Source organism: Bdellovibrio bacteriovorus (genome assembly GCF_048286975.1).
In the GTDB taxonomy this organism is placed as follows: domain Bacteria; phylum Bdellovibrionota; class Bdellovibrionia; order Bdellovibrionales; family Bdellovibrionaceae; genus Bdellovibrio; species Bdellovibrio bacteriovorus_H.
The window spans coordinates 216,258-235,089 of sequence record NZ_JBLVRT010000004.1; the positions used below are offsets into that span (position 1 = coordinate 216,258).

Annotated in this window: 24 protein-coding genes; 7 read left to right on the forward strand and 17 right to left on the reverse strand. The window is 51.1% G+C overall.

All coding sequences use genetic code 11. From position 1 onward, the window contains the following. Positions 1–15 precede the first annotated feature (15 nt). The 6 genes from ACNQKP_RS13930 to ACNQKP_RS13955 form a co-directional block, all read right to left on the reverse strand. Positions 16–798 (reverse strand): substrate-binding periplasmic protein, encoded by a 783-nt coding sequence (locus ACNQKP_RS13930; protein ID WP_417865289.1) that lies wholly within the window; start codon positions 796–798, stop codon positions 16–18. Positions 799–875: 77 nt separating this feature from the next. Further along, a complete protein-coding gene (locus ACNQKP_RS13935; protein WP_417865291.1) occupies positions 876–1,367 on the reverse strand; it encodes a hypothetical protein in 492 nt (163 codons plus the stop codon). Positions 1,368–1,371: 4 nt separating this feature from the next. Beyond that, positions 1,372–2,577 (reverse strand): hypothetical protein, encoded by a 1,206-nt coding sequence (locus ACNQKP_RS13940; RefSeq protein ID WP_417865293.1) that lies wholly within the window; start codon positions 2,575–2,577, stop codon positions 1,372–1,374. Positions 2,578–2,669: 92 nt separating this feature from the next. After that, positions 2,670–3,068, reverse strand: coding sequence for a DUF3703 domain-containing protein (locus tag ACNQKP_RS13945; protein WP_417865295.1), 399 nt, complete (start codon positions 3,066–3,068; stop codon positions 2,670–2,672). Between the two features lie 24 nt (positions 3,069–3,092). Next, the gene (locus ACNQKP_RS13950; RefSeq protein ID WP_417865297.1) at positions 3,093–4,715 is read right to left on the reverse strand and encodes an FAD-dependent oxidoreductase; all 1,623 of its coding nucleotides are present in this window, start codon (positions 4,713–4,715) and stop codon (positions 3,093–3,095) included. An 83-nt stretch (positions 4,716–4,798) separates the two neighbouring features. After that, the gene (locus tag ACNQKP_RS13955; protein ID WP_038450018.1) at positions 4,799–5,278 is read right to left on the reverse strand and encodes a hypothetical protein; all 480 of its coding nucleotides are present in this window, start codon (positions 5,276–5,278) and stop codon (positions 4,799–4,801) included. Positions 5,279–5,494: 216 nt separating this feature from the next. Here ACNQKP_RS13955 and ACNQKP_RS13960 point away from each other — a divergent pair, with 216 nt between their 5' ends. Beyond that, positions 5,495–6,073 carry an HD superfamily hydrolase gene (locus ACNQKP_RS13960; RefSeq protein WP_011165163.1) on the forward strand — a complete coding sequence of 193 codons (579 nt, stop codon included), beginning with the start codon at positions 5,495–5,497 and terminating at the stop codon, positions 6,071–6,073. A gap of 46 nt (positions 6,074–6,119) precedes the next feature. Here the strand turns inward: ACNQKP_RS13960 and ACNQKP_RS13965 are convergent, their stop codons facing one another. From ACNQKP_RS13965 to ACNQKP_RS13975, 3 genes are all read right to left on the reverse strand, one after another. After that, on the reverse strand, positions 6,120–6,884 hold the full coding sequence (locus ACNQKP_RS13965; protein ID WP_417865300.1) for a hypothetical protein: 765 nt from the start codon (positions 6,882–6,884) through the stop codon (positions 6,120–6,122). Beyond that, a complete protein-coding gene (locus ACNQKP_RS13970) occupies positions 6,881–7,633 on the reverse strand; it encodes a DUF4423 domain-containing protein (protein ID WP_417865302.1) in 753 nt (250 codons plus the stop codon). Before ACNQKP_RS13970 ends, ACNQKP_RS13965 begins: the two co-directional genes overlap by 4 nt. 133 nt (positions 7,634–7,766) lie before the next feature. After that, positions 7,767–8,399 (reverse strand): hypothetical protein, encoded by a 633-nt coding sequence (locus tag ACNQKP_RS13975; RefSeq protein ID WP_417865304.1) that lies wholly within the window; start codon positions 8,397–8,399, stop codon positions 7,767–7,769. A 245-nt stretch (positions 8,400–8,644) separates the two neighbouring features. Between ACNQKP_RS13975 and ACNQKP_RS13980 the strand changes: the two genes are divergently transcribed. Together ACNQKP_RS13980 and ACNQKP_RS13985 are read left to right on the forward strand one after the other, a co-directional pair. Further along, entirely contained in the window at positions 8,645–9,046 is a 402-nt protein-coding gene (locus ACNQKP_RS13980; RefSeq protein ID WP_417865306.1) for a hypothetical protein, read from the forward strand. Between the two features lie 129 nt (positions 9,047–9,175). After that, entirely contained in the window at positions 9,176–9,538 is a 363-nt protein-coding gene (locus tag ACNQKP_RS13985) for a KH domain-containing protein (RefSeq protein ID WP_050792924.1), read from the forward strand. Positions 9,539–9,579: 41 nt separating this feature from the next. Here ACNQKP_RS13985 and ACNQKP_RS13990 read toward each other — a convergent pair whose 3' ends face one another. Next, positions 9,580–9,900 carry a hypothetical protein gene (locus ACNQKP_RS13990; protein WP_417865308.1) on the reverse strand — a complete coding sequence of 107 codons (321 nt, stop codon included), beginning with the start codon at positions 9,898–9,900 and terminating at the stop codon, positions 9,580–9,582. Between the two features lie 150 nt (positions 9,901–10,050). Next, positions 10,051–10,695: an OmpA family protein gene (locus ACNQKP_RS13995; RefSeq protein ID WP_417865310.1), complete on the reverse strand. Its 645-nt coding sequence runs from the start codon at positions 10,693–10,695 to the stop codon at positions 10,051–10,053. 161 nt (positions 10,696–10,856) lie between these two features. On the opposite strand from ACNQKP_RS13995, the gene ACNQKP_RS14000 reads away from it, so the two are divergent. After that, on the forward strand, positions 10,857–11,576 hold the full coding sequence (locus ACNQKP_RS14000; protein ID WP_374030810.1) for an SIMPL domain-containing protein: 720 nt from the start codon (positions 10,857–10,859) through the stop codon (positions 11,574–11,576). On the opposite strand, the gene ACNQKP_RS14005 is transcribed toward ACNQKP_RS14000, so the two are convergent. The 6 genes from ACNQKP_RS14005 to ACNQKP_RS14030 are packed head-to-tail and all read right to left on the reverse strand — an operon-like array spanning position 11,573 to position 16,111. Next, positions 11,573–12,277, reverse strand: a complete 705-nt coding sequence (locus tag ACNQKP_RS14005) for a hypothetical protein (RefSeq protein ID WP_417865312.1) — start codon at positions 12,275–12,277, stop codon at positions 11,573–11,575. The two genes, ACNQKP_RS14000 and ACNQKP_RS14005, sit on opposite strands and share 4 nt — an antisense overlap. Then, positions 12,277–12,813, reverse strand: coding sequence for a GyrI-like domain-containing protein (locus ACNQKP_RS14010; RefSeq protein ID WP_417865314.1), 537 nt, complete (start codon positions 12,811–12,813; stop codon positions 12,277–12,279). Before ACNQKP_RS14010 ends, ACNQKP_RS14005 begins: the two co-directional genes overlap by 1 nt. 4 nt (positions 12,814–12,817) lie before the next feature. Continuing rightward, a complete protein-coding gene (locus tag ACNQKP_RS14015; protein WP_417865316.1) occupies positions 12,818–13,369 on the reverse strand; it encodes a thioredoxin family protein in 552 nt (183 codons plus the stop codon). An 11-nt stretch (positions 13,370–13,380) separates the two neighbouring features. Continuing rightward, positions 13,381–14,136 carry a biotin--[acetyl-CoA-carboxylase] ligase gene (locus ACNQKP_RS14020; protein WP_417865318.1) on the reverse strand — a complete coding sequence of 252 codons (756 nt, stop codon included), beginning with the start codon at positions 14,134–14,136 and terminating at the stop codon, positions 13,381–13,383. Further along, positions 14,136–14,960 carry a carboxylating nicotinate-nucleotide diphosphorylase gene (gene nadC, locus ACNQKP_RS14025; RefSeq protein WP_011165150.1) on the reverse strand — a complete coding sequence of 275 codons (825 nt, stop codon included), beginning with the start codon at positions 14,958–14,960 and terminating at the stop codon, positions 14,136–14,138. Before nadC ends, ACNQKP_RS14020 begins: the two co-directional genes overlap by 1 nt. A 50-nt stretch (positions 14,961–15,010) precedes the next feature. Continuing rightward, a complete protein-coding gene (locus tag ACNQKP_RS14030; RefSeq protein ID WP_417865321.1) occupies positions 15,011–16,111 on the reverse strand; it encodes a response regulator in 1,101 nt (366 codons plus the stop codon). A gap of 54 nt (positions 16,112–16,165) precedes the next feature. On the opposite strand from ACNQKP_RS14030, the gene lptG reads away from it, so the two are divergent. Genes lptG through fmt form a run of 3 tightly spaced genes read left to right on the forward strand, consistent with a single transcriptional unit; the run spans position 16,166 to position 18,831 of the window. Further along, positions 16,166–17,245 (forward strand): LPS export ABC transporter permease LptG, encoded by a 1,080-nt coding sequence (lptG, locus tag ACNQKP_RS14035; RefSeq protein ID WP_011165148.1) that lies wholly within the window; start codon positions 16,166–16,168, stop codon positions 17,243–17,245. A gap of 27 nt (positions 17,246–17,272) precedes the next feature. Continuing rightward, a complete protein-coding gene (def, locus tag ACNQKP_RS14040; RefSeq protein ID WP_011165147.1) occupies positions 17,273–17,878 on the forward strand; it encodes a peptide deformylase in 606 nt (201 codons plus the stop codon). Beyond that, the gene (gene fmt, locus ACNQKP_RS14045; protein WP_417865324.1) at positions 17,875–18,831 is read left to right on the forward strand and encodes a methionyl-tRNA formyltransferase; all 957 of its coding nucleotides are present in this window, start codon (positions 17,875–17,877) and stop codon (positions 18,829–18,831) included. Before def ends, fmt begins: the two co-directional genes overlap by 4 nt. Position 18,832: the final 1 nt, after the last annotated feature.

Genomic DNA, 18,832 nt, shown 5'->3' on the forward strand with positions numbered 1-18,832 from the left:
GTTTTTTATTTGTGTCTAAGGGTTTGGATCCGAGACCGGGGCTGAGGTGAAGTTATCCGCCAGAGTCAGCCGGTATTTGCGGGCGATTTGTTCAAGGGTGCCATCCTTGTGCAGTACGGACAGATATTGCTGGATCTTTTGAAAGCGTTTGTCATCGATGTTCTTTTTTGAAAACGCGATCGAATACGCCACCGGTTCCCCCAGCTCGGGGACTTCGCGCAGTTTGCTGCGGGTCTTTTCAATCCAGCGCAATGCCACATCACGATTTCCATAGGCCAGGGCATAGGTTTTCTTTTCGGCCTTCCGCAGGGAATTAAAGATAGTCTTTTCAGGTTCAATCGTAAATGTCTTGTCTGTGAACTCGTGAATCCTTTGCAGGCTGATTTCGGTCATCGCCGGGGACAACACACCGATTTTTAGCCCGCTTAGATCCGTGTAGTTTTTGATTTTGTGAGTGGCCTCAAGCAGTCCAAAGAACGCATAGCGGCCGCGAAACAGGGTGTGCATGTGAAAGGCGGTCTCGCGTGGTGCGGACCGGGACAGTGGGCAGCCAACATCGGCCTCGCCATTTTTAAGCATGGCCATAAACCGGCGTACTGGAGCAAATTTGAATTTGCAGTGAACTTTTTCAAGAGTGCAGAGCTTTTGCACGATCTCATAACAAGCACCATTCACACCGGAAGTTCCATTATGAAAATAGTAAGGCTCATAGTCTTGGCCCACGACGACAAGGGCGCGGGCATTCATTGATGTTAAGGCAACAAAAATCAAGGCAATAAGGGCGGTCCATCGCTTCATGCAATCATTGTAGCGCAACCTTGATTGAATTTTGACAACCGCGAGGTCCAGAGCTAGTCAAGGTGAGTCTTGTGGACTTAGAAACCGAGCTTCAGGATCTTAGGACCCACAGTCAGCCAAACAAAGAACCCGATAGAGTTAAACACGATCGCCAAGAACAGACGATTGCGGCTGGTCTTGCTTAGCGGAACTTCATGACGAAGGACGCGGTAACCCAGCATCATCGAATAGAAATTGCAGATCAAAGGCACCATCGTGCAGCCAATGATTGCATTCCAAAGAGCTTTCTTGGCCAAGGCTTGAGTGTCATAGCCGCTCTCTGTAATAATCTGGACCCGGGGCTTCTCCTGGCTTTCCATCAGCAATGAAGCTTCCATGTATTCATGTTCAGGGATTTCCAATGTGAGTTTACCCAACAACTGACCAAAATGCGGAGCCACGCCGCGGGTTTGTTCATCCCGCACGCGAGGATGAAAACCCTGAGAAGTCAGATACGACTTTACGACCTGAGCTTCTGAAAAATCTGCGCAATCCATCAGAAAAACATAGTTGGTGTTTTGTTGGTTCATGCGGCTATTTTACGCCGCCATCCCAGACCTGTACACAGGCATTTTTGGAAACTTTGCGGTCGGCGATCCAAGGGAAGACCTGCTTCATTCCGAAGAAGCTGTCCATACCCGACGTATAGTGGAACTGCTTTAGCTGCGAAGTTCGGGCATTGAACTTTTTTGGAAACAGCACGGCCTCAGTCGCGATACGAAGCGTGTTGTCCCAGATGTCCTGTTCTTCTTTGCTGGGCTTGGCACCACTCCAGAATAGTTTGTTTTTGTCAGAGGGCGGGCACAGGGCATGGGCCAGGGGGCCGTTTTTTTGGCCGTTGTGGGTCTTCATCCAAAGGTTGAACTGCGAGGGAGTGGTCACCACTTTTGCCAAATCACTTTTTCCGCCGTTGTGGGATCCTTTGATGAACTCCTTGTGACGGCTTTCTGTGTTGGCGCGATTCACTGCAATCTTTGCCACGGCCATTGGATAGTGCAGACCGTGTTTGTAACAACGGGCCATCTCGGCATACATGGTGCGGGAAAGGGCATCGATGGTGACCAGATCCTGCTGGGTCATCATCTTGCCATCTTCACGAGCCACTTTGGGAACGGGCTGTTTTTTCAGGTGGGGCAGTACATAAGAATCAAACGGGTTTTCACCCTTGTAGGCAGCCGGTGGATTCTTCGGATTGATCACACAAGCACCGACAGAACCTTTCAGTGCCGCGGCGGTTTCTTTCACACCTTTGTTGGCGATGGCGGATTGAATGGCAGAAATACTTTTTTGAGTTTCTTTGGGGCCACCACCGGTTGTCGATTTCTGAACGGGTGGGCAGTATTCTGATTTGTCATCAGCGGCACCATAGACCGCTTTGGTCTTACTGCGACTGACATAGGCGGCATCGACCCAGCCAGTGCCTTGCTGGGTGTAGGTGATGCCTTCACGTTCGCGGGTGTAGGAATATTTGATCTGAACGTATTCTTCGTCCTGCATCTGTCCCGTGTAGGGATCTTCCACCTTCATCTTGCGCGGCTTGGAAGTCACTTCAATGGAAGCATCACGATCCGGCCAGCCGACGGGGCGGCAATTGGGATCGGCTGAACAGTTCTTCCAGTTCATTCCGGGTTTGTTGAATACGGAAAGGATCTGGTCTTCTTCCAGATCAAGATAGGCTTTGCCATCAGCCCAGGCATTCACAGATGTCGTCACAAAAAGCAAAAGGGCAATAAAACGCATAAATCTATATCGTTCTGTCGCCCGTGATCTTTAGAAAAAAGCGCCTGTATTCTCAAATTAATACGGCCAGTAGGTCAGGAATATGACGGATTTTACAGTCTTGGATTCAGGATTTTCTGCAGGTCTTCAGGCACGTCCATGGGCTCAAATATTCCGACGTTGGAAAGCCCCGTGTTTCCCTTCGGAGCTTTGCCGGTTAAAGAACCTGGAATCGCCAGAATCATTCGGGGAATTTGTCCCAGAATCTCTTGCGTATTCAGTGAAGCAATTCCTAAGCGGAACATATGCCAGTGAACTTTAAAGTGGGGAATTGCATCGAACTGGCCAAGGATATGGGCTCGGGCTAAAGCAGTCCATGCGGAATCAAAATCCTTGGATTTGATGAACTCCAAAGATTTACTTAACTCGGTTTCAAAATGAACTTTGATTTCCGGGGACACGATACCGCCTTTTGCTGAAGACAGTATCTGCTTGGCAACGTCCGTTGCCAAGCTTGAACATGGGTGGGTTCGGTCTTACTGGCCTTTGATTTTTGTCGCTACTTCGATTGCGCAATGGTGAGCCGTCTCAAAGCAGGGATTCATCCAGTTGTCCTGATTGGCGAAGTGGATGATGCCGTTGATGGACTCAGACGCTTTTTGTGGCAAACCGTCTTGAATCAGGCCCGCGCGAGACAGCGGCAATGCGTGACCCCAGCGGGTCAGGCGGATGCCGTGCACGTCATTCATGCCGAGATTCATGGTTTGCAGAATCGGTTCCACATCCTGCAGATATTTGGCTTTGTATTTGTCATGGGAAGCCGGGTTGAACAGGAACTGACGGGCCCCATCGTAAGGGATGCCGTGATAAAGAGTCAGGACGCTGTGATCGACTTTGTCTTCCTGGGCCCAAGTGCCGAAACAAACATCCGTGAAGCTGCGGTCACCACGTCTCATCGGTGTTGGCGACGGGGGCACTTGGCCTTTCAGGCAGTACAGTTCATAGCTGGGGCTTTGGAAGTTCTTTTTCGTCAGGATGTTACCCACCAGGTACGCGCGGTACGGAAGCATGGTGATCGCGTCAGCTTGTTCTTTTGGCATCTGGGGCAACAGGCGTTTGGCGACAAACTTTTGGCAGGCCATGACCACTTGTTTGGCGCGGATCTTTTTCAGAACACCCATGGCGTCTTCATAAAGGATCACAGCGGAATCACCTTCAGTGGTCACACGCAAAACGATGCTTCCTGCACGCAGGGATTTATCGCCCGCATCTTTGCGGATTCTTTGCGCCATCTTGTGTGCCACGTAAGCGTTCCCACCCGGATAGGCCATCAACGTGCCGGTTTCAGCACAGATAAAGCCCAGGTACTGGTACGCCGACAGTTCGTCGGTAGATCCACAGAACGAGCTCCATCCGTACAGCTGGAAGTATTCAAGCAAGTGCTTGTGAACATCGCCGAATTCTTTTGCCAGCCATTGTTCGAAGTTCAGGTGATCCACCGAACGAGCCAGCTCTCCGTTATAGTCGAAATCAGCTTCGGCGCCAATTTCAGCTAGGCGCTTAAAGACCTTGTTGAAGTTGTCAGCGGCCGCTTTGTCAGTGGCCCCTTTCCAGAACGGGGACGTGAATTTGTTGTTGTAAAGAACCGTGGTGTGATCAGAGCTTTCACGGCGGGCCTTGTCCCAGATACCCAGCTCTGTCAGCAGGGTTCCCAAAGGAGCTGTCTGATCTGGTTCAACCAGGTAAGCCGCGCCAGTAGAATAGACAGAATTTTTGTACTGTTCCCCTTTGGAGTTTCCACCCAGGCGGAAATCCATTTCAAGCAGGGCCATTTTTTTGTCACGCAGATAGTAAGCTGTGGAAAGACCGGCAATGCCGCCACCCACGATCACGACATCCAGATCCTCAGAGAAGGACTTCGGCTCGCCGCCTTTTTTCTCGATATAGCCGTCGATGTTCCAGAAGGCATCGTGCGGGCGATTGATGTCGTCACCATTGAAGTCGATGCTGTTGTTTTCAGAGTCCTTCAGGCGCGCGATCGGCCAGTCGTCCGTCAGCTGGTCATTGACCCACTCAGAGCCTTTGGCCAGAGAGGATGCAGGAAGAGAAGAAAGAGCTGCCACGGACAAGCTGGTTTTTAGAAAATCACGTCTTTGCATGGCGATTGATTAATTCCGGGGCCTTCAACAGACAAGAGGAGTTCCTAGAACTCCTCTTGTTGAAAGGGTATTGAAAGCAGAACTTAGTCCACAGTCGGAGTGTCACACTGAGGAACCGTGTAAGATTTTCTAAACATAAGCTCATATCTTTCCACGTTGCGGTTGGAGATGCGCTTGTAAACCGGGATGTTCACTGTCAGTGGGTAAGAGCCTGTGACCGTCTCCATTTTGCAGCGGCGCTGGTTGTTGTTCCAGAAGCAGTTTTCCACTTCGTGAGTGTAGTTGATTGGCGTCGACAGATAATCGCGGTCGATCACGATGATCTCTTCGCGGTCACCGCGAGTGCGGCTGACAGTGGTGTCCACGGGCTTTTGTGTGCGCAGACGGTCACCGTCCTGGCAGGCGAAGGTGTAGTCAATCGCGCGGCCCATGTAAATCGTTGGGGCCTTCACGATCGCATAGCGGTCACGCATGATCTCTTCCCATGAAGAGTTGGCGTTCACAGCGGCAAAAGCAGGCACAGCGGACATCAAAGTGATCAAAAGAGTCATAATACGTTTCATATTCTGGGGTCTCCATTTTGTGTTCGATTTTATTTGTCCTCTTTGCGCAAAGAGATGGAGGCAGCTTCTGGCAGAGCACATACTTTTCTCAAGTTACCGTCCGGTAAATGGGGGGTGTTTTGTCTTTTGACTGTTCCGAGAAATTCCTACCCTGACGCGGCGCCTTGCGCGGATTCTTCATGCAACTGCTGAAACCATAAGGTAAGCAACCAACCCATGAACATCGAAATGCCCATTCTGCCGGAAAATTTGAATCGTCCTGAAATCGTGGAAAAATCCTGGGTTGTGACCCTGTCGGGAAGCCGCTTCAGCATTCTGAAGCCGGATCCGGATGCGATCATGATCGAAGACATCGCTTGTGCGCTGGCTCGTCAGGCAAGATTTAATGGGCACACACGCTTCTTCTACAGCGTGGGTCAGCACTCTTGCCTGGGGGCGGAAGTTTCCCCAACCAAAGAGATCGCCTTGCACATGCTTTTCCATGATGCGACCGAGGCTTATGTGGGCGACCTGGTGTCTCCGGTGAAGGCTTTGCTGCCGGATTTTGAAATCATCGAATCCCGCATTCATTGGGCGATTTCCAAGCGTTTCAACCTGGAATACCCACTGCCAAAAGTGGTGAAGCAGATCGACCGCCGCCTGCTGGCGACGGAAGTCCGTGACCTGATCACCAAAGATCTGAAGTCCTGGAATATTTCAGAAGATGAGCCGTTTGATTTCCCGATCATCCCTTGGCCGTCGGAAGTCACCGAGGCCCGCTTCCTGGATCTGGCAAAAAGCCTTTTGAAGAAATAAGCTCGCACCCATTCGGAAGCCCTGTTCTGGGCTTCCGTATCGTTCCTTACTTACAGTTGAACTCTTCGTTTGCACCCAGCCTTAACAGCAGATCTGCGGTGTCCAGGCGATCCTGCATCTCTGCGGGCAGCAGAACGTCGACCGACTTTACAAGTCTTTGGTAGGCGGTTTTTTCGTTCCAGCAGGAATCCACATCCCACTCTGCCTGAGCCGCTTTTTCAATAAACGGATGACATCCGCGCAAAGCGGCGACGTGAATCATATAACTAAGATCTTTTCGACTTTTCAGAAGCTCCAGATCAAAAGTGGCGATGCGGTACTTCTGGCACATGCCGATCAGGTCTTTTATCTGTTCAGCAGTGGCGTCAGTCGTGGCGAGCACCGCCAAAAGGGACGACGACAGGTGGTAGTTCTTATCACCAAATCCCGCAACAGGCAGGATTTCATGCAACACCAAAAGACGCTTTTGATCGGCGTTAAGACGGCTCCAAGCGTCCTCGGACAAGATGATCAGGTTCAAGCCCGGCTGGTTGATGGCGCTCACCTCGACATCGCCAAGTAGCACGCGTGTCTCGGACTTTACCGAGATCCTGTATCTGGTGGCTCGCACTTTGGCGACAACGGTTGAATCGCTCTCTGACAGAATTTTCTGGCCAAACTGAGACAGCAGATCATCCAGGATGCTGAAAAACTCTGCGGCATAAGCGTTGCCGCCATTGGTTTCAATGCCGCCGGGGCGCTGAACTTGGGCTGAAGCCACGGTTGACACGAAAGTCAGAGCAAGCACAAGGCACAGGAATTGTTTTGTCATAGAATCACCGGATAAACAGCCATGCTGACGTTATAGATATGGTCATGGGTCGATTTTTTTTCAGACAGATCATTGATACGAGTCCGGGCCTTTTGCAGAATCTGTTTGATCTTGGCAAGGTCCTTCCCGCTGATGGGGATGGTCAAGGTGCAGTTGTCCCGAAGCTCAAAGGGAACCTCGTCAATGGCGCGTTTGGCCTGATCCAGGAAAGCCTTCTGCACGGCTTTGCGTCTTTCCGTGGTGAACGGAATAGGCAGGGTGCTGAGATTTTTGCTGATGACTTCCACAGTCGAGTTTTTGATGGCGATGGCACCGATTTTTTCAAGACTGATCAGGCGGGACTCGAGTTCTTCCGGTGCGAGACTCAGGTGGCGGGCCAGGTTGTCCCAATTGCGTTTGGGTCTGAATTTCTTCAGGCGCAGGCTGGCCAGAAGATGAATGTTGGTTGTTTCAAAGATGTTCTCAAAGTCAGCCACGGAAACGGGCTGCATCTTGGCGGTCTTTGGTGTTCTTTGTTTGCGGCTGCTGGAAAGGCTGGCCAGAATCTGGTCCTGCATCCCAGAATCAATATTCAACGCCTGCATCACGGCCAGGGCTGTGGGCTGTTTTACGACTCTTTGGCCGCTCATCACCCGTGTCAGTGTTCCGGCGTCCTGATCAAGACTCTTGGCAAACGCCCGAAGGCTGTACCGAGGATTCTTGTTCTGCCTTTTTGCGAGTTCTGTTCTTAAAAGTGCCGCTAGTTCCATGAGGCGCATCTTCTATGGAGCGCAAATTAGATGTCAATTACGTTATTTGTAAGAAGGAGATTGGGGATTTTAATACCGTTGCTTGGAAAAACCTGAGCAACGGCCTGTAAATTATTCAGATGCAGGTGTGTGCTCAGACGGGGAAGGCGACCGTGCAGATATTGTAGAGGACTTTGTCTCCTTTGCTTCGGGAGGTCAGAACGTTGATCCGTTTTCGGGCATTCTTAAGAATGTCACGCACGCGAGGCAGGTCTTCCGGATTCAATGGCAAAGTCATATTGCTGATACTGCTGCTGGCGCAGACCATGTGAGTGTCGGTTGCTGACAACAGTCCCAATCGCTCCAGCTCCAAGAGGCGTTTTTGGAGTTCTTCAATACTGATGTTAAGAAGCTGGGCCAGCTTGGGAAAGTTTTCTTTTTGGCAGAACGGACCGCTTTCAAGGCTTATCAGGATATAGATATTCAGTTTGTCGACGGCCTCTTCAATAGAGCTCGTGGCCAGGAAGCTCATTTCATCCTGTTCCTTCTTTTTGCGTCGACTGGCTTCCAGGTGGCTGAGCACCACGATCTGGTGTTCATTCGGTATCTGCAGACCCGTCATCAGTTGTCGGGCGGTGGCATCCTTGACGACGCGTTGCCCGCTCATGACCCGGGCCAGGCTTCCCGCATCTATGTTCAGACTGTTGGCGAAGGCCCGCAGACTGTAGCGTGGGTTTTTGCGTCTTCTTTTTTCGAATTCGTCTTGCAGAAGTTGTGAGAGATCCATGTACGGGTACAATCTCTTTTTTGAAGTTTTGGTGTCAAACGGGGAGAGTGCGGGGGCCTTCTATTCCGTTGCTCTTTTTTCGCCAGCAACACGACTTTCTTGATTATCTTGGGTGTTGCTCAAAATTTTGAATGCTCGCTGTTTAACCGCAGGCCGATCGAACTTTTCTGGAAATTCCTGATTTGCAAAAATAGGCTGCCGATCCAAGGGCAATTTCGCCCGAAAAAAAACATTAAGGAGAAATCGTGAAAAAAGTTATTTCATCTCTGGTACTGAGTTTCATGCTGATGGGTTCCTTCGCGCAGGCGCAAACGCAGGAAGGCACCGTGGCGATTGGTTCGGATGGAACGATTGTTCTGCAGCCGCTGAGTGGTTATTGCCCACCGCAACCCACGGCCGAAGACCTGCAGGTTCTTGGCGCCTGTGAACCTTCGAACAGCTCTGAATGCCCGGCGCACTATGAAGAAACAGCGAAGTACTGCTGGGGCGGCTGGGGCCGTGGCTTCTATCGTTGCGGTAGCGTGTGCAAACCCTATCGTGACCATGAAGGGCGCGGTGGGGATCGCGGTGGTAAAGGCGGTCGCGGAGGTCACGGCCATGGTGGTCACGGTGGGCATGGCGGAGGCCATGATCGTGGCGACAACTAAAATTTAAAAACTGGAACGGTGGGGCTACGAAGGCCTCACCGTTGCCCAGTACTTCTGAGCAACGATAGTTTTTTTTGCCGGACTTTTCTTTGTTCCAATTCTCAAATCTAATGGGACAGGGGGGACGTGGTGGGAAAAGGTGACGGTAATGATGTCGTGGTGATCAGAAGAAACGGTCTTGGTTCTCAGGTGCAAAGTGGGGACTCGGATAAAGACCCCGTTGACGTGCGTGAAAGGGTCCGTTTCGTGCTTCAAGAGATGCTGTCCTGCCTTGTCGCAGAACCAAGTCAAACCACGGTCCGAGTCAGTGTCGGAAGCAAAACGACTCTGTATGAAATCGACACCGTGTCCGCCGACTTTGGCAGAATTGTAGGCTCGAAGGGGCGCACCATTGAATCCATGAGATGCCTGGTGGCCGCAATGTGTGGCAGCGCGGGATTTCGCGCGGTCTTGCAGATTAAAGACGAGGCTCGGTTTGTCAGAAAGACTTGATTGAAAGAATCTTCAAACTCAAACAGGGCCCCGCTTGGATATTAAATATGCGCTTCGCGTTCCGGCCCTTTGCGGATTTGTTTTTCATAGTAAACTTCAAAGCTCTGCTCTTGGGGAGGCGTCGTAAAGCCACCCTGGATGCCTTTGGAAAGACGAGGCATCAAAATGTCGTTGCGGAACTCTTCCCAGCTTTCCGCTGAATCGTGGATCGCGATGACGGTCCATCCGCCTTCAGATTTGCCTGCGGCGTGATAGAGCTGCCCCTTTGGCAATGTGCTGCGGTCCGGATGTACGGCGGCCAGTGTGGCGTCGTATTGTTGTTTTGTGCCGTTCGGGAAAAAATGAACAATTCCAAATGCCATGGAAAACTCCTCTGAAAGGTTTAAAGAGAAGTGTAGGGCACAGTTTTGCTATCTAGATAATGGGATCAAATGAAGTGGTAACATACACGGGAAGTCTGTGCTGAGAGTCAGCAAAAAGGCCCGAAGAGATCGGGCCTTTTTATTGGGAAATTAAGACTTAGGAACTTTGGATTCGTCCACAGTGATTTCGATTTCCACGCGGCGGTTTTTCGCGCGCGCTTCTTTCGTTTTCGCTGGGTCCACTGGGTTCAATGCACCCATGCCGATGGAAGTCACTGTTTGTGCAGGAACGCCCGCAGCAACCAATTGAGCGCTGACGGCTTTTGCACGCTGTTCAGACAATGGGTTGTTCACCATCTGAGTACCAGTGTCGTCAGTGTAACCTTTTACAGTCAGAATATTTTCTGGATATTTCTTCATGATCGCAGCCAACTGGTTGATGTTGGTTTGTGCCGCTGGTTTCAAATCCGCTTTACCAGTGTCAAACAGGATGTCGCTTTTCAGCTTCGTGATCAGACCCTGCTCAGTTCTTTTGGTTTCAGCGATTTTCGCCAGTTCTTTTTGTTGTTTGTCCAAGCGGTGACCCACAGTCCCGCCGATACCAGCGCCCAAAGCCGCACCAATCAAAGCGCCTTCGTTGCGTTTACCAGTTTGGTGACCAATCACCGCACCTGCAACAGCACCAATCGCTGCACCGATACCAGCACCTTTAGCTGTGTTTGGGTTTTCTTGTGTAGTTGCGCAGCCAGAAAGCATCATTGCTACTGCTGTGCCGATTAAAAGCATCTTTTTCATTTGGGAAACTCCTTGAAAGTTGAGCCTCCAATTATGACCGAACTTTGTTAGTTCGCAATTGTTAATGCATTCGGCCCAGCCAGCCGCGGAAGCTGAAGCAGCTTGTCCATGGACAAACTGTCCCTTATGCTAGTGCTTTGACCCAAGGAAAGGGGAGAAGAATGAAGAAGTACGTTTTGGCAGGCCTTATGGCTGTCTCTATGGTATCCGGGGCCCAAGCTTTGGCCGACAGTCGCTACATTATCGTCAGCGGTTTTGCAGAAAGAGGACTGGACCCAAATATGGTCAACCTCAATATCGAAGTTTGGAGCAAGGCCTCCACCGCGAAGCAAGCTCAAGGACTGGCGGCGAACCAGTTTAAGCAGGTCAGAAAAACTCTGGAAGATTTCAAGATTAAAAAAGAGGATATCCAGACCGACAATTATTCTTTGAATCCGGAATATGAATACGATCAAAAACTTCGTCAGAATAAAATGGTCGGCTTCCGTGTGTCCCAGTCTTTGACGGTGACATTGCGTAAGGTTGAAGACGCCGGGAACTTCCTGGATGCCCTGGTTGCAGAGAAAAAGACCATGGATGCGGGTGTCAACGTTTCGTCACTGTCCTGGGATTCAGACAAGCGTGATCAGACGGAAACGGCCACTTTGGGTGAAGCTGTTCGTGCGACTCGCACCAAGGCTGATGAAATCGCCAAGGCGGCTGGTGTGAAGATCAAAGGTGTTTCCAAGATCAGCCACGGCGTGTCTGGCGGCTTGCCTCCACAACCGGTGTTCAGAAACTTTGGCGGCGCCAAAATGATGGCGGAAGCCGCTTCCACTGATGTGGCTGCAGGTCAGATCAAAGTTCGTGTTGAAGTCACAGCAGAATACGAGATTAATTAATAAGAAAAGAATTGAATGCACTCGTTGCTATAGCGGGTGCCTTCAATTTTGACGTCCTTCATGTACGCCTTTTTGGCGGCATCCTTGTTCAGGTCAGCCCACGCCACGGGCGGATTCGTCGCCTGAGTGCTTTGCGGATAATAAAAATGAGTCACAGATTTTGGCAGCGGATTTTTCTGCGGGTGGGATAGGGCCTGATCGGCGGCTTTTTTGGAAAGCTCCCAGAGCTTCTGCCATTGCGGGTGTTCACTTGGGCACAGGAAAAGTTTTGAATAAGATGATTTTTTCGAGACCGCCGGATTGAACTGGGCTTTCTTGAAGATCACCCCGTGCAGACCCTTGCCAAATTGTTTGGCGTAACGGGGCTGGGCATCCGCTAGTGCCACACGGTTTTGCACACCCCAAGCAAGGCTTGCAAACAGCGAATCTTCGTATTTGGAGCATTTGTCCAGATTGGTCGAAATGCCCTCCGCAAAAACCAAACGGGCCAGCACTTCAAAGTCCGTCAGATTTTCGCGCTGAACGATCTCTTCGTTGCTTTCGTCGTTCTTGCGCGTCAGGCAGGCCGGAGTGGAATCAATTTTGGACAGGGTGATTTTATCCGGGGTCGAAGACGGCCCCTGACAGCTGGTCGGACAAGGAGCTTCGGCAAAAGCCAGCCCTGATGTCAGCAGCAGTGCGGATAAAATCACCGCCTTCATTATTGAACCGGGAACAGGTAAGTGGTGGTCATGGCGTTTTTCTCGGTGATGGAGTGGATCTCATAGATCTCAATCACGGCGCCAGTTTGTTTCAGGTTTTGTTTCACCATGAAGTCATTCACGCGAGGGTAAACTTTCAATGGCCCGATGCCCGGGGACCCTGTGAATACCGCCATCACGTACTTGCGTTGCGGGATTTCACCCACTTGCAGGCCTTCCACCAGCTGTGGTGGCTCGCCCGTGATGATGCAACCCACTTTGGAACGCAAACGGGCTTCTTCCACGACTTGGGGATCATCCAGGTATTCACCGAAGGTGCGGCCGCAGGTCATGTTCTGGGAGGTCATGTACTTTTCAATGCGCTCAAGCTGTTTGTTCACTTTGTGGTAAGGACCCACGTGTTCAACATAGACGATCTTGAAAGGACCCTGAACGGATTCAGAAATATCAACACCTTTAAAGGCACCCAGATAGTTCGCCAGGAAAAGGCCGAAAGAGATCATCGTTACTGCAACAAATACCAAAATATACTTCATCGTCTTAAACCCACTTGATAGAGCAGCCCATAGAGGCTGTTTGTTCTTCAGATACTTTTTCGTTTTTCAAAAGCGTTTGAACGGCGTCAAACAGCTCGCGTTTGGTCACTTTCGCAGCATCTTTCCAGGAATCATCCAGGCGTCCGCGGTAAGCAAGCTTCAGGTCCTTGTCGTACACAAAATAGTCCGGCGTGCACACGGCTCCGAAAGCGTGAGCCGCCGCCTGGGATTTGTCATGCAGGTAAACGAACGGATAGCCTTTTTCTTGAGCGCGCTTTTGCAGATTCTCGAAAGAATCTTCGCGGTTGTGGCTTTCTTCGTCGTTGGCACAGATGGCAACCACATTCACGTTCTGTTTTTTCAGATCATGACCCAGCTGGATCAAACGGTCTTCAATCGCCTGCACATACGGGCAGTGATTGCAGATGAACATCACCACCAACGGCTGACCATTGCTGAAGTCTTTCAGCGAATAGGTTTTGCCATCCACCGCAGGCAGGGTGAAGTCGGGGCATTTGTTTCCAAGATCCGGAAAAGGGGTGAAAGTCAGTGCCATGGTTTTGTTCCTTACAGTGCGGACCAGTTGATTTTTTTATCACCAATCAACAGACTGCCGTCGGCCTCCATGCCTGTGTACTTTTCTTTCAGTAAAGGATGCAGGTTCAAAGCCGTCAGCAAAGAAAGTTGATCTGTCGGGCTCAAGGATTCTTCTGCGTGTGAAACAGCATCCGTCAGTTCAAACATCAAACGATCCAGGAACGCCATATAGTCCTGACCCAACAGCGGAGCGCCAACGGGCAGGGACTCAATCAGGCTGGTGGCAGTGTCGACATCTTCCGGAGAATCTGTGACGTTCAGACCCAGGCCGATCACCAGACGAACCTCATCACCTTGGGCGACGTTTTCAAGCAGGATGCCGGCAATTTTTTTGTCGCCGATGTAAATGTCATTGGGAGCTTTCAGGTTCCAGGCCAAAAACGGCCAGGTTGTCGAGCACGCACGATACACCGCAAGCCCAATAAGGCAGGATGTGGTCGGCTGGGGTTTTACACCCAAAAGATAAGACCACGAGCTCAGAAGAGAACTGCCTGGGCGCGCATCAATCCAGGTGTTTTTACCACGGCCACGACCCGCGGTCTGGTGGTCCGTCACATACAGGCACAAGGATTCTTCCATCAGGTTTTCGGCAAAGGCCTCTTCCTTGGCGATGGCGTTGGTGCTGGTCATTTCTTTTTGATAAGCCACATACAGGTGATTGCCTTCGGCCCACTGGGAGGTGACTTGTCCAATGCGAATGTCAGAAACCGGATTGTCTTTCGCCATTAGTCCTCCCACTGGAAGACAAGGCTGACGTCCGCGCACGGAGCTGAATGTGTCAGCGCGCCGACAGAGATATAATTCACGCCCAAGGCCGCCACGGACGCCACACGGTCCAGATTCATGTTGCCGCTGGCTTCGGTTTCCACTTCAGCAGGGATGATCTCCAGAGCTTTTTTCAAAGTGTCGTTATCCATGTTGTCCAGAAGGATTCGGTGCGCCTTCATGGCCACGGCTTCTTTAACGTCCTCCACGGTGCCCGCTTCCACTTCAATCGGAAGATTGCTGTGTTCACGCACGCGATTGATCGCATTGGTGATGCCACCCATGACAGAAATGTGGTTGTCCTTGATCAGGATTGCATCGCTCAGATTCATGCGGTGATTGACGCCGCCCCCGTGAACCACGGCGCGCTTTTCCAGATCACGGAAGGCCGGAGTGGTTTTGCGGGTGTCGAGAATTTTGGTTTTGGTGCCCGCGATTTTTTTAACAAAGCGGCGGGTGTGGGTGGCAATCCCGGACAGATGACCCAGGAAGTTCAAGGCCACGCGCTCGGCTTTCAGGATTTGCACCAGATCGCCTTCGATCGTGCAGATGATTTGATTTTTAAGAATTTCATCGCCTTCTTCAAAGTGCCACTTGATACGGCAGGTGGGTTCCAAAGCCTGCATGGATTGTTCAAATGCCATGGCGCCGGAAAGAACGATGTCTTCCTTTGCTTTCAGGCGGGCGCGTCCCATACGGGGTTTCAGGGCCAGGGATTCAGTGGTGACATCGCCATGAGGCATGTCTTCTTTGATGGCAGCGCGGATCAGCTCCAGCAACGTCATAATTAAGACCTCTTACTTGCAAAAGAGGTCGACGCTGTACGGACGGCCTCTTAAATGGACTTTTCAGTTTCGCGGAGGATCTTTTTGATTTCTTCGCGCACGATGCGCTCAGCAATCTCCGGAAGGACCTTCCAGCAGATGGATTCGATCACTTCGCGAGCTTCCTCACGGATAATCTTTTCCATCATATTGGGGTCTAAGTCCATCTTGGATTGAGTATTGGGCTTAGCATTAGAAGCGGGCTGCGGAGCCGCGCCAGTGTTGGTGACTTTTGTTGCACCCTTTTTGAGGGTTTCCATCATTTGATCTTTGACGGACTTTTCCACGTTGGAAATGAAGGAGTCCGCAGCAGCTGAAGGTGCTTTGGTTTTGGTCACTTCCGGAGCGGATTTCACAAAGCTGATTTCTTCAAAGTCGCCATCCATCTCGATGTGGCCGGAAAGCTCGTCATCCTGAGGAATCACAAATTTGGAGGCAAAGTCATTGCTGTCAGTTTCAGGGATCTGGATTTTGAATTTAGTCAGATCCTGATGGGCCCAGCCGCCCTCGTCGTGTTCGTCTTCCGCTTTGGGATTGGTCAACGGCACGGCCGCGAATTCCTCGCCGGAAACTTCCAGCAGGTTGGCTTCTTCAGCGTCGATTTCCGGGATGTTCAGGAAATCGCTTTTTTCCTCTGGAATAGCGTAAACTTCCTGCTCTGCTGCAGGGGTGTTTTCAGCCGGAGTTTCTTCAAACTCTGGCATTTCCGGGAAAGTCAGGAAATTGGAAACAGGATTGGATTTCGTTTTTTGCACCAGATCAGAAACAAGAGAGCGCAGGTGATCGGCATCGAAAGGTTTTTCCAGGCGACGGTCCGCACGACATTCGGTGGCCTTGGCTTCGTCGATTTCCATGAAACCGCTCCACATCAGCACAACCGGAATATTGACAGTTTCAGCGTCGTTTTTCAGATCCGCACAAACTTCGTAGCCTGAACGTTTGGTCAACAACACATCGGCGAACACGATATCCGGTTTGAAGGTCTTAGTTACTTGCAATACATCAAGGCCCACGGGGACCGATTTAACTTCAACCCCGAAGTCAGACAATGCCAGTTGCATTACTTTTTTGATTGTGGAACTCTCATCTGCAAGCAAGACGCGTAAAGCCATAATCAAAGTTAAATTGGATTTCCGCCGCCAGTCAATGAGTTTAAGGGATTTGCCGTGAATAGGATCGATCGTTATACAGCTTGGCTCTTCGTAGGTTACTTCGTGGGTGGCCTTCTGGTGTTTCTGACTCTTTTCACCGCGGTTGACGCGATGTCCACAATGGTCAACTACAAGGATGTCGCTCCCTCGGCATTGGTGAATTATTACCTCTATTCGTTCCCCGGAATTATCTCGCAACTGTTGCCGGTGGCCTGTTTGCTGGGGGTGATCCTGACCCTGACCAGCCTGAATAAAGCCAATGAACTCGTTGCGTTATTTGCGAGCGGGATGAGCCTGATTCGTATCGCGGTGCCGATGCTTTTGTTGGTGGCGGTGATTTCAGCTTTGGGGTACATGGCGGCCGACCGGGTTCTGCCTCGGGCGACCAAACAGAAGAATTACATTTTGTACTATGACCTGAAAAAAGAGCCGCATCGTTTTTCCACGATCCGCACGGACCGTATCTGGTACCGCTCTAAAAACTCGATCTTCAATATCAAAACCCTCAATGCCAAAGGGGACGGGGCCCAGGGGCTGACGATGTACTTCTTCAGCGACGAATGGGATCTGGTGCAGATGATCACCGCCGCTCAGGTCAAAATCCAGGGGGCGCAGTGGCTGCTGGAGCAGGGGACAGTGACGATCTTTAACAAGGACTCAAGCTTCCCGCTGACCAGCCCATTTAAAACGAAAAGCATCGTGATGGCCGAGGATTCCAAGGACCTGCAAAGTGCCGGTCAGACCGCCGATATGATGTCACAAAAAGAGCTGGAACACTTCATCGACAAGAACAAGGCGGCGGGCCTGGATACCGTGGCCTATGAGGTGGATTATCATTCCAAAATCAGCTTCGCCTTTGCCGGCCTGGTCATGTGCCTTTTGGGTATTCCTTTCAGTGTGGGCCGGGCCCGGTCCGGGGGCACCATGCTGAATGTCGGGATCTGTCTGGCCCTGGTTTTCGCCTATTACGTATTCTATTCGTCAGGGATTACTTTAGGGCAGCACGGGACCCTGCCTCCAGTGGCGGCGGCTTGGGCTCCCAACATAGTTATGTTGGGTGTGGCCTTCGTTCTTCTCAAAAAGCTGAAACGCTGATATAATGGGGGCCTCCCGGAGGCCCTTATGATCATGAAAATCCTCACATTCCCAGACCCGAAGTTGCGTGAAGTTTCGCAGCCGGTGAAGACTTTTGGACCTGAAATCGCCAAATTGGCCGAAGACATGGTTGAAACCATGTACCACGCCAACGGGATCGGTCTGGCAGCCCCTCAAGTAGGCGAGCTGGTTCGCATGGTCGTGATCGACACTCGTCCCAAAGACGAAAAAGGCCGCCGCTATAAATACGAAGAAATGACGGAACTGGAAGCCGCTGTAAAACAGCCGCTGATCCTGATCAACCCGGAAATCGTCAAAGGCGAAGGCAAGACCACTTTCGATGAAGGCTGTCTGTCCATCCCGGGCTATTACGAAACAGTGGAGCGCTACAACTACATCGAAATGAAAGCATTCGATGTGAATGGCAAAGAGTACATCGTGAAAACCGACGGTCTGCTTGCGATCTGCATGCAGCACGAAATGGATCACCTTGAAGGCACTTTGTTCATCGATCACCTGAGCTTCGTCAAGGGCAACAAAATCAAAAATCAAATCAAGAAGTACGGCTACCCGGTTAAAAAAGAAAAAGAAGGGGATGCTACAACAGCTGACGAAGAAAAGTGTGAAGTGTGAGCAAGGTCCGCGTCTGTTTTCTAGGAACCCCTGAATTTGCCGTGACCTCTTTGAAAGCTCTTCTGTCTGATGAGCACTTTGAGGTCGTGGGTGTTGTCACCCAGCCTGACCGTCCTGCCGGTCGTAAACTCCAACTGACTCCAAGTCCCGTAAAAGCTTTGGCTCAAGCCCACAACCTGAAGGTTCTGGCTCCCGAGTCCTTGAAAGCCAATCCACTGATGCTTCAGGAAATCAAAACCTGGGGTGCTGAGGTGGCGGTGGTTGTGGCCTTCGGTCAGATTCTGACCCAGGAATTTTTGGATTCCTTCCGCTTTGGTTGCGTGAATGTGCACGGATCTGTTTTGCCACGCTGGCGTGGGGCGGCTCCGATCCAAAGAGCCATCGAAGCCGGTGACGTCGAAAGCGGCGTGACCCTGCAGAAGATGGTCAAAAAATTGGATGCCGGTGACATCATCGGCATTCGTCGTGTGAAAATCACCCCGGACATGAACGCATTGCAGTTGCACGATGTGCTGGCCCAGTTGGGCGCAGAACTTCTGCAAGTGGAACTGATGGACTATGTTCGTGGCAATCTGGCGCCGACACCTCAGGATGAATCCAAGGTGACGCTGGCGAAAAAAATCGAAAAGATGGAATCCCAGATTGACTGGAGCACGTCTGCCAAGGCGATCGACGGAAAGATCCGCGGCTTTGTCTATGGCCCGGGCACTTACACTTTATTGCAGGGGAAAAAACTGAAACTGCACAGAGCCACGGTCACTCGTGACGGCGGCTCTATCGGCAGTGCCAAGCCCGGCATGATCACCGCTGTTCATGAAGATCATATTTCTGTTGCGACCGGTGACGGTGTTTTGCAACTGTTTGAAGTTCAGCCTGAAAGCCGCAACCGCATGGCGATTGCTGATTTCCTGAAAGGTCATGCTTTGAAAGTGGGGGATCAACTTGGCGTCTAAG

What these genes read in the sequence shown, in the direction of transcription:
- ACNQKP_RS13930 (WP_417865289.1), bottom strand. Translation starts at nt 798, where the DNA reads ATGAAGCGATGGACCGCCCTTATTGCCTTGATTTTTGTTGCCTTAACA.
- ACNQKP_RS13935 (WP_417865291.1), bottom strand. Translation starts at nt 1,367, where the DNA reads ATGAACCAACAAAACACCAACTATGTTTTTCTGATGGATTGCGCAGAT.
- ACNQKP_RS13940 (WP_417865293.1), bottom strand. Translation starts at nt 2,577, where the DNA reads ATGCGTTTTATTGCCCTTTTGCTTTTTGTGACGACATCTGTGAATGCC.
- ACNQKP_RS13950 (WP_417865297.1), bottom strand. Translation starts at nt 4,715, where the DNA reads ATGCAAAGACGTGATTTTCTAAAAACCAGCTTGTCCGTGGCAGCTCTT.
- ACNQKP_RS13955 (WP_038450018.1), bottom strand. Translation starts at nt 5,278, where the DNA reads ATGAAACGTATTATGACTCTTTTGATCACTTTGATGTCCGCTGTGCCT.
- ACNQKP_RS13960 (WP_011165163.1), top strand. Translation starts at nt 5,495, where the DNA reads ATGAACATCGAAATGCCCATTCTGCCGGAAAATTTGAATCGTCCTGAA.
- ACNQKP_RS13965 (WP_417865300.1), bottom strand. Translation starts at nt 6,884, where the DNA reads ATGACAAAACAATTCCTGTGCCTTGTGCTTGCTCTGACTTTCGTGTCA.
- ACNQKP_RS13970 (WP_417865302.1), bottom strand. Translation starts at nt 7,633, where the DNA reads ATGGAACTAGCGGCACTTTTAAGAACAGAACTCGCAAAAAGGCAGAAC.
- ACNQKP_RS13975 (WP_417865304.1), bottom strand. Translation starts at nt 8,399, where the DNA reads ATGGATCTCTCACAACTTCTGCAAGACGAATTCGAAAAAAGAAGACGC.
- ACNQKP_RS13990 (WP_417865308.1), bottom strand. Translation starts at nt 9,900, where the DNA reads ATGGCATTTGGAATTGTTCATTTTTTCCCGAACGGCACAAAACAACAA.
- ACNQKP_RS13995 (WP_417865310.1), bottom strand. Translation starts at nt 10,695, where the DNA reads ATGAAAAAGATGCTTTTAATCGGCACAGCAGTAGCAATGATGCTTTCT.
- ACNQKP_RS14000 (WP_374030810.1), top strand. Translation starts at nt 10,857, where the DNA reads ATGAAGAAGTACGTTTTGGCAGGCCTTATGGCTGTCTCTATGGTATCC.
- ACNQKP_RS14005 (WP_417865312.1), bottom strand. Translation starts at nt 12,277, where the DNA reads ATGAAGGCGGTGATTTTATCCGCACTGCTGCTGACATCAGGGCTGGCT.
- ACNQKP_RS14010 (WP_417865314.1), bottom strand. Translation starts at nt 12,813, where the DNA reads ATGAAGTATATTTTGGTATTTGTTGCAGTAACGATGATCTCTTTCGGC.
- ACNQKP_RS14015 (WP_417865316.1), bottom strand. Translation starts at nt 13,369, where the DNA reads ATGGCACTGACTTTCACCCCTTTTCCGGATCTTGGAAACAAATGCCCC.
- ACNQKP_RS14020 (WP_417865318.1), bottom strand. Translation starts at nt 14,136, where the DNA reads ATGGCGAAAGACAATCCGGTTTCTGACATTCGCATTGGACAAGTCACC.
- nadC (WP_011165150.1), bottom strand. Translation starts at nt 14,960, where the DNA reads ATGACGTTGCTGGAGCTGATCCGCGCTGCCATCAAAGAAGACATGCCT.
- ACNQKP_RS14030 (WP_417865321.1), bottom strand. Translation starts at nt 16,111, where the DNA reads ATGGCTTTACGCGTCTTGCTTGCAGATGAGAGTTCCACAATCAAAAAA.
- def (WP_011165147.1), top strand. Translation starts at nt 17,273, where the DNA reads ATGATCATGAAAATCCTCACATTCCCAGACCCGAAGTTGCGTGAAGTT.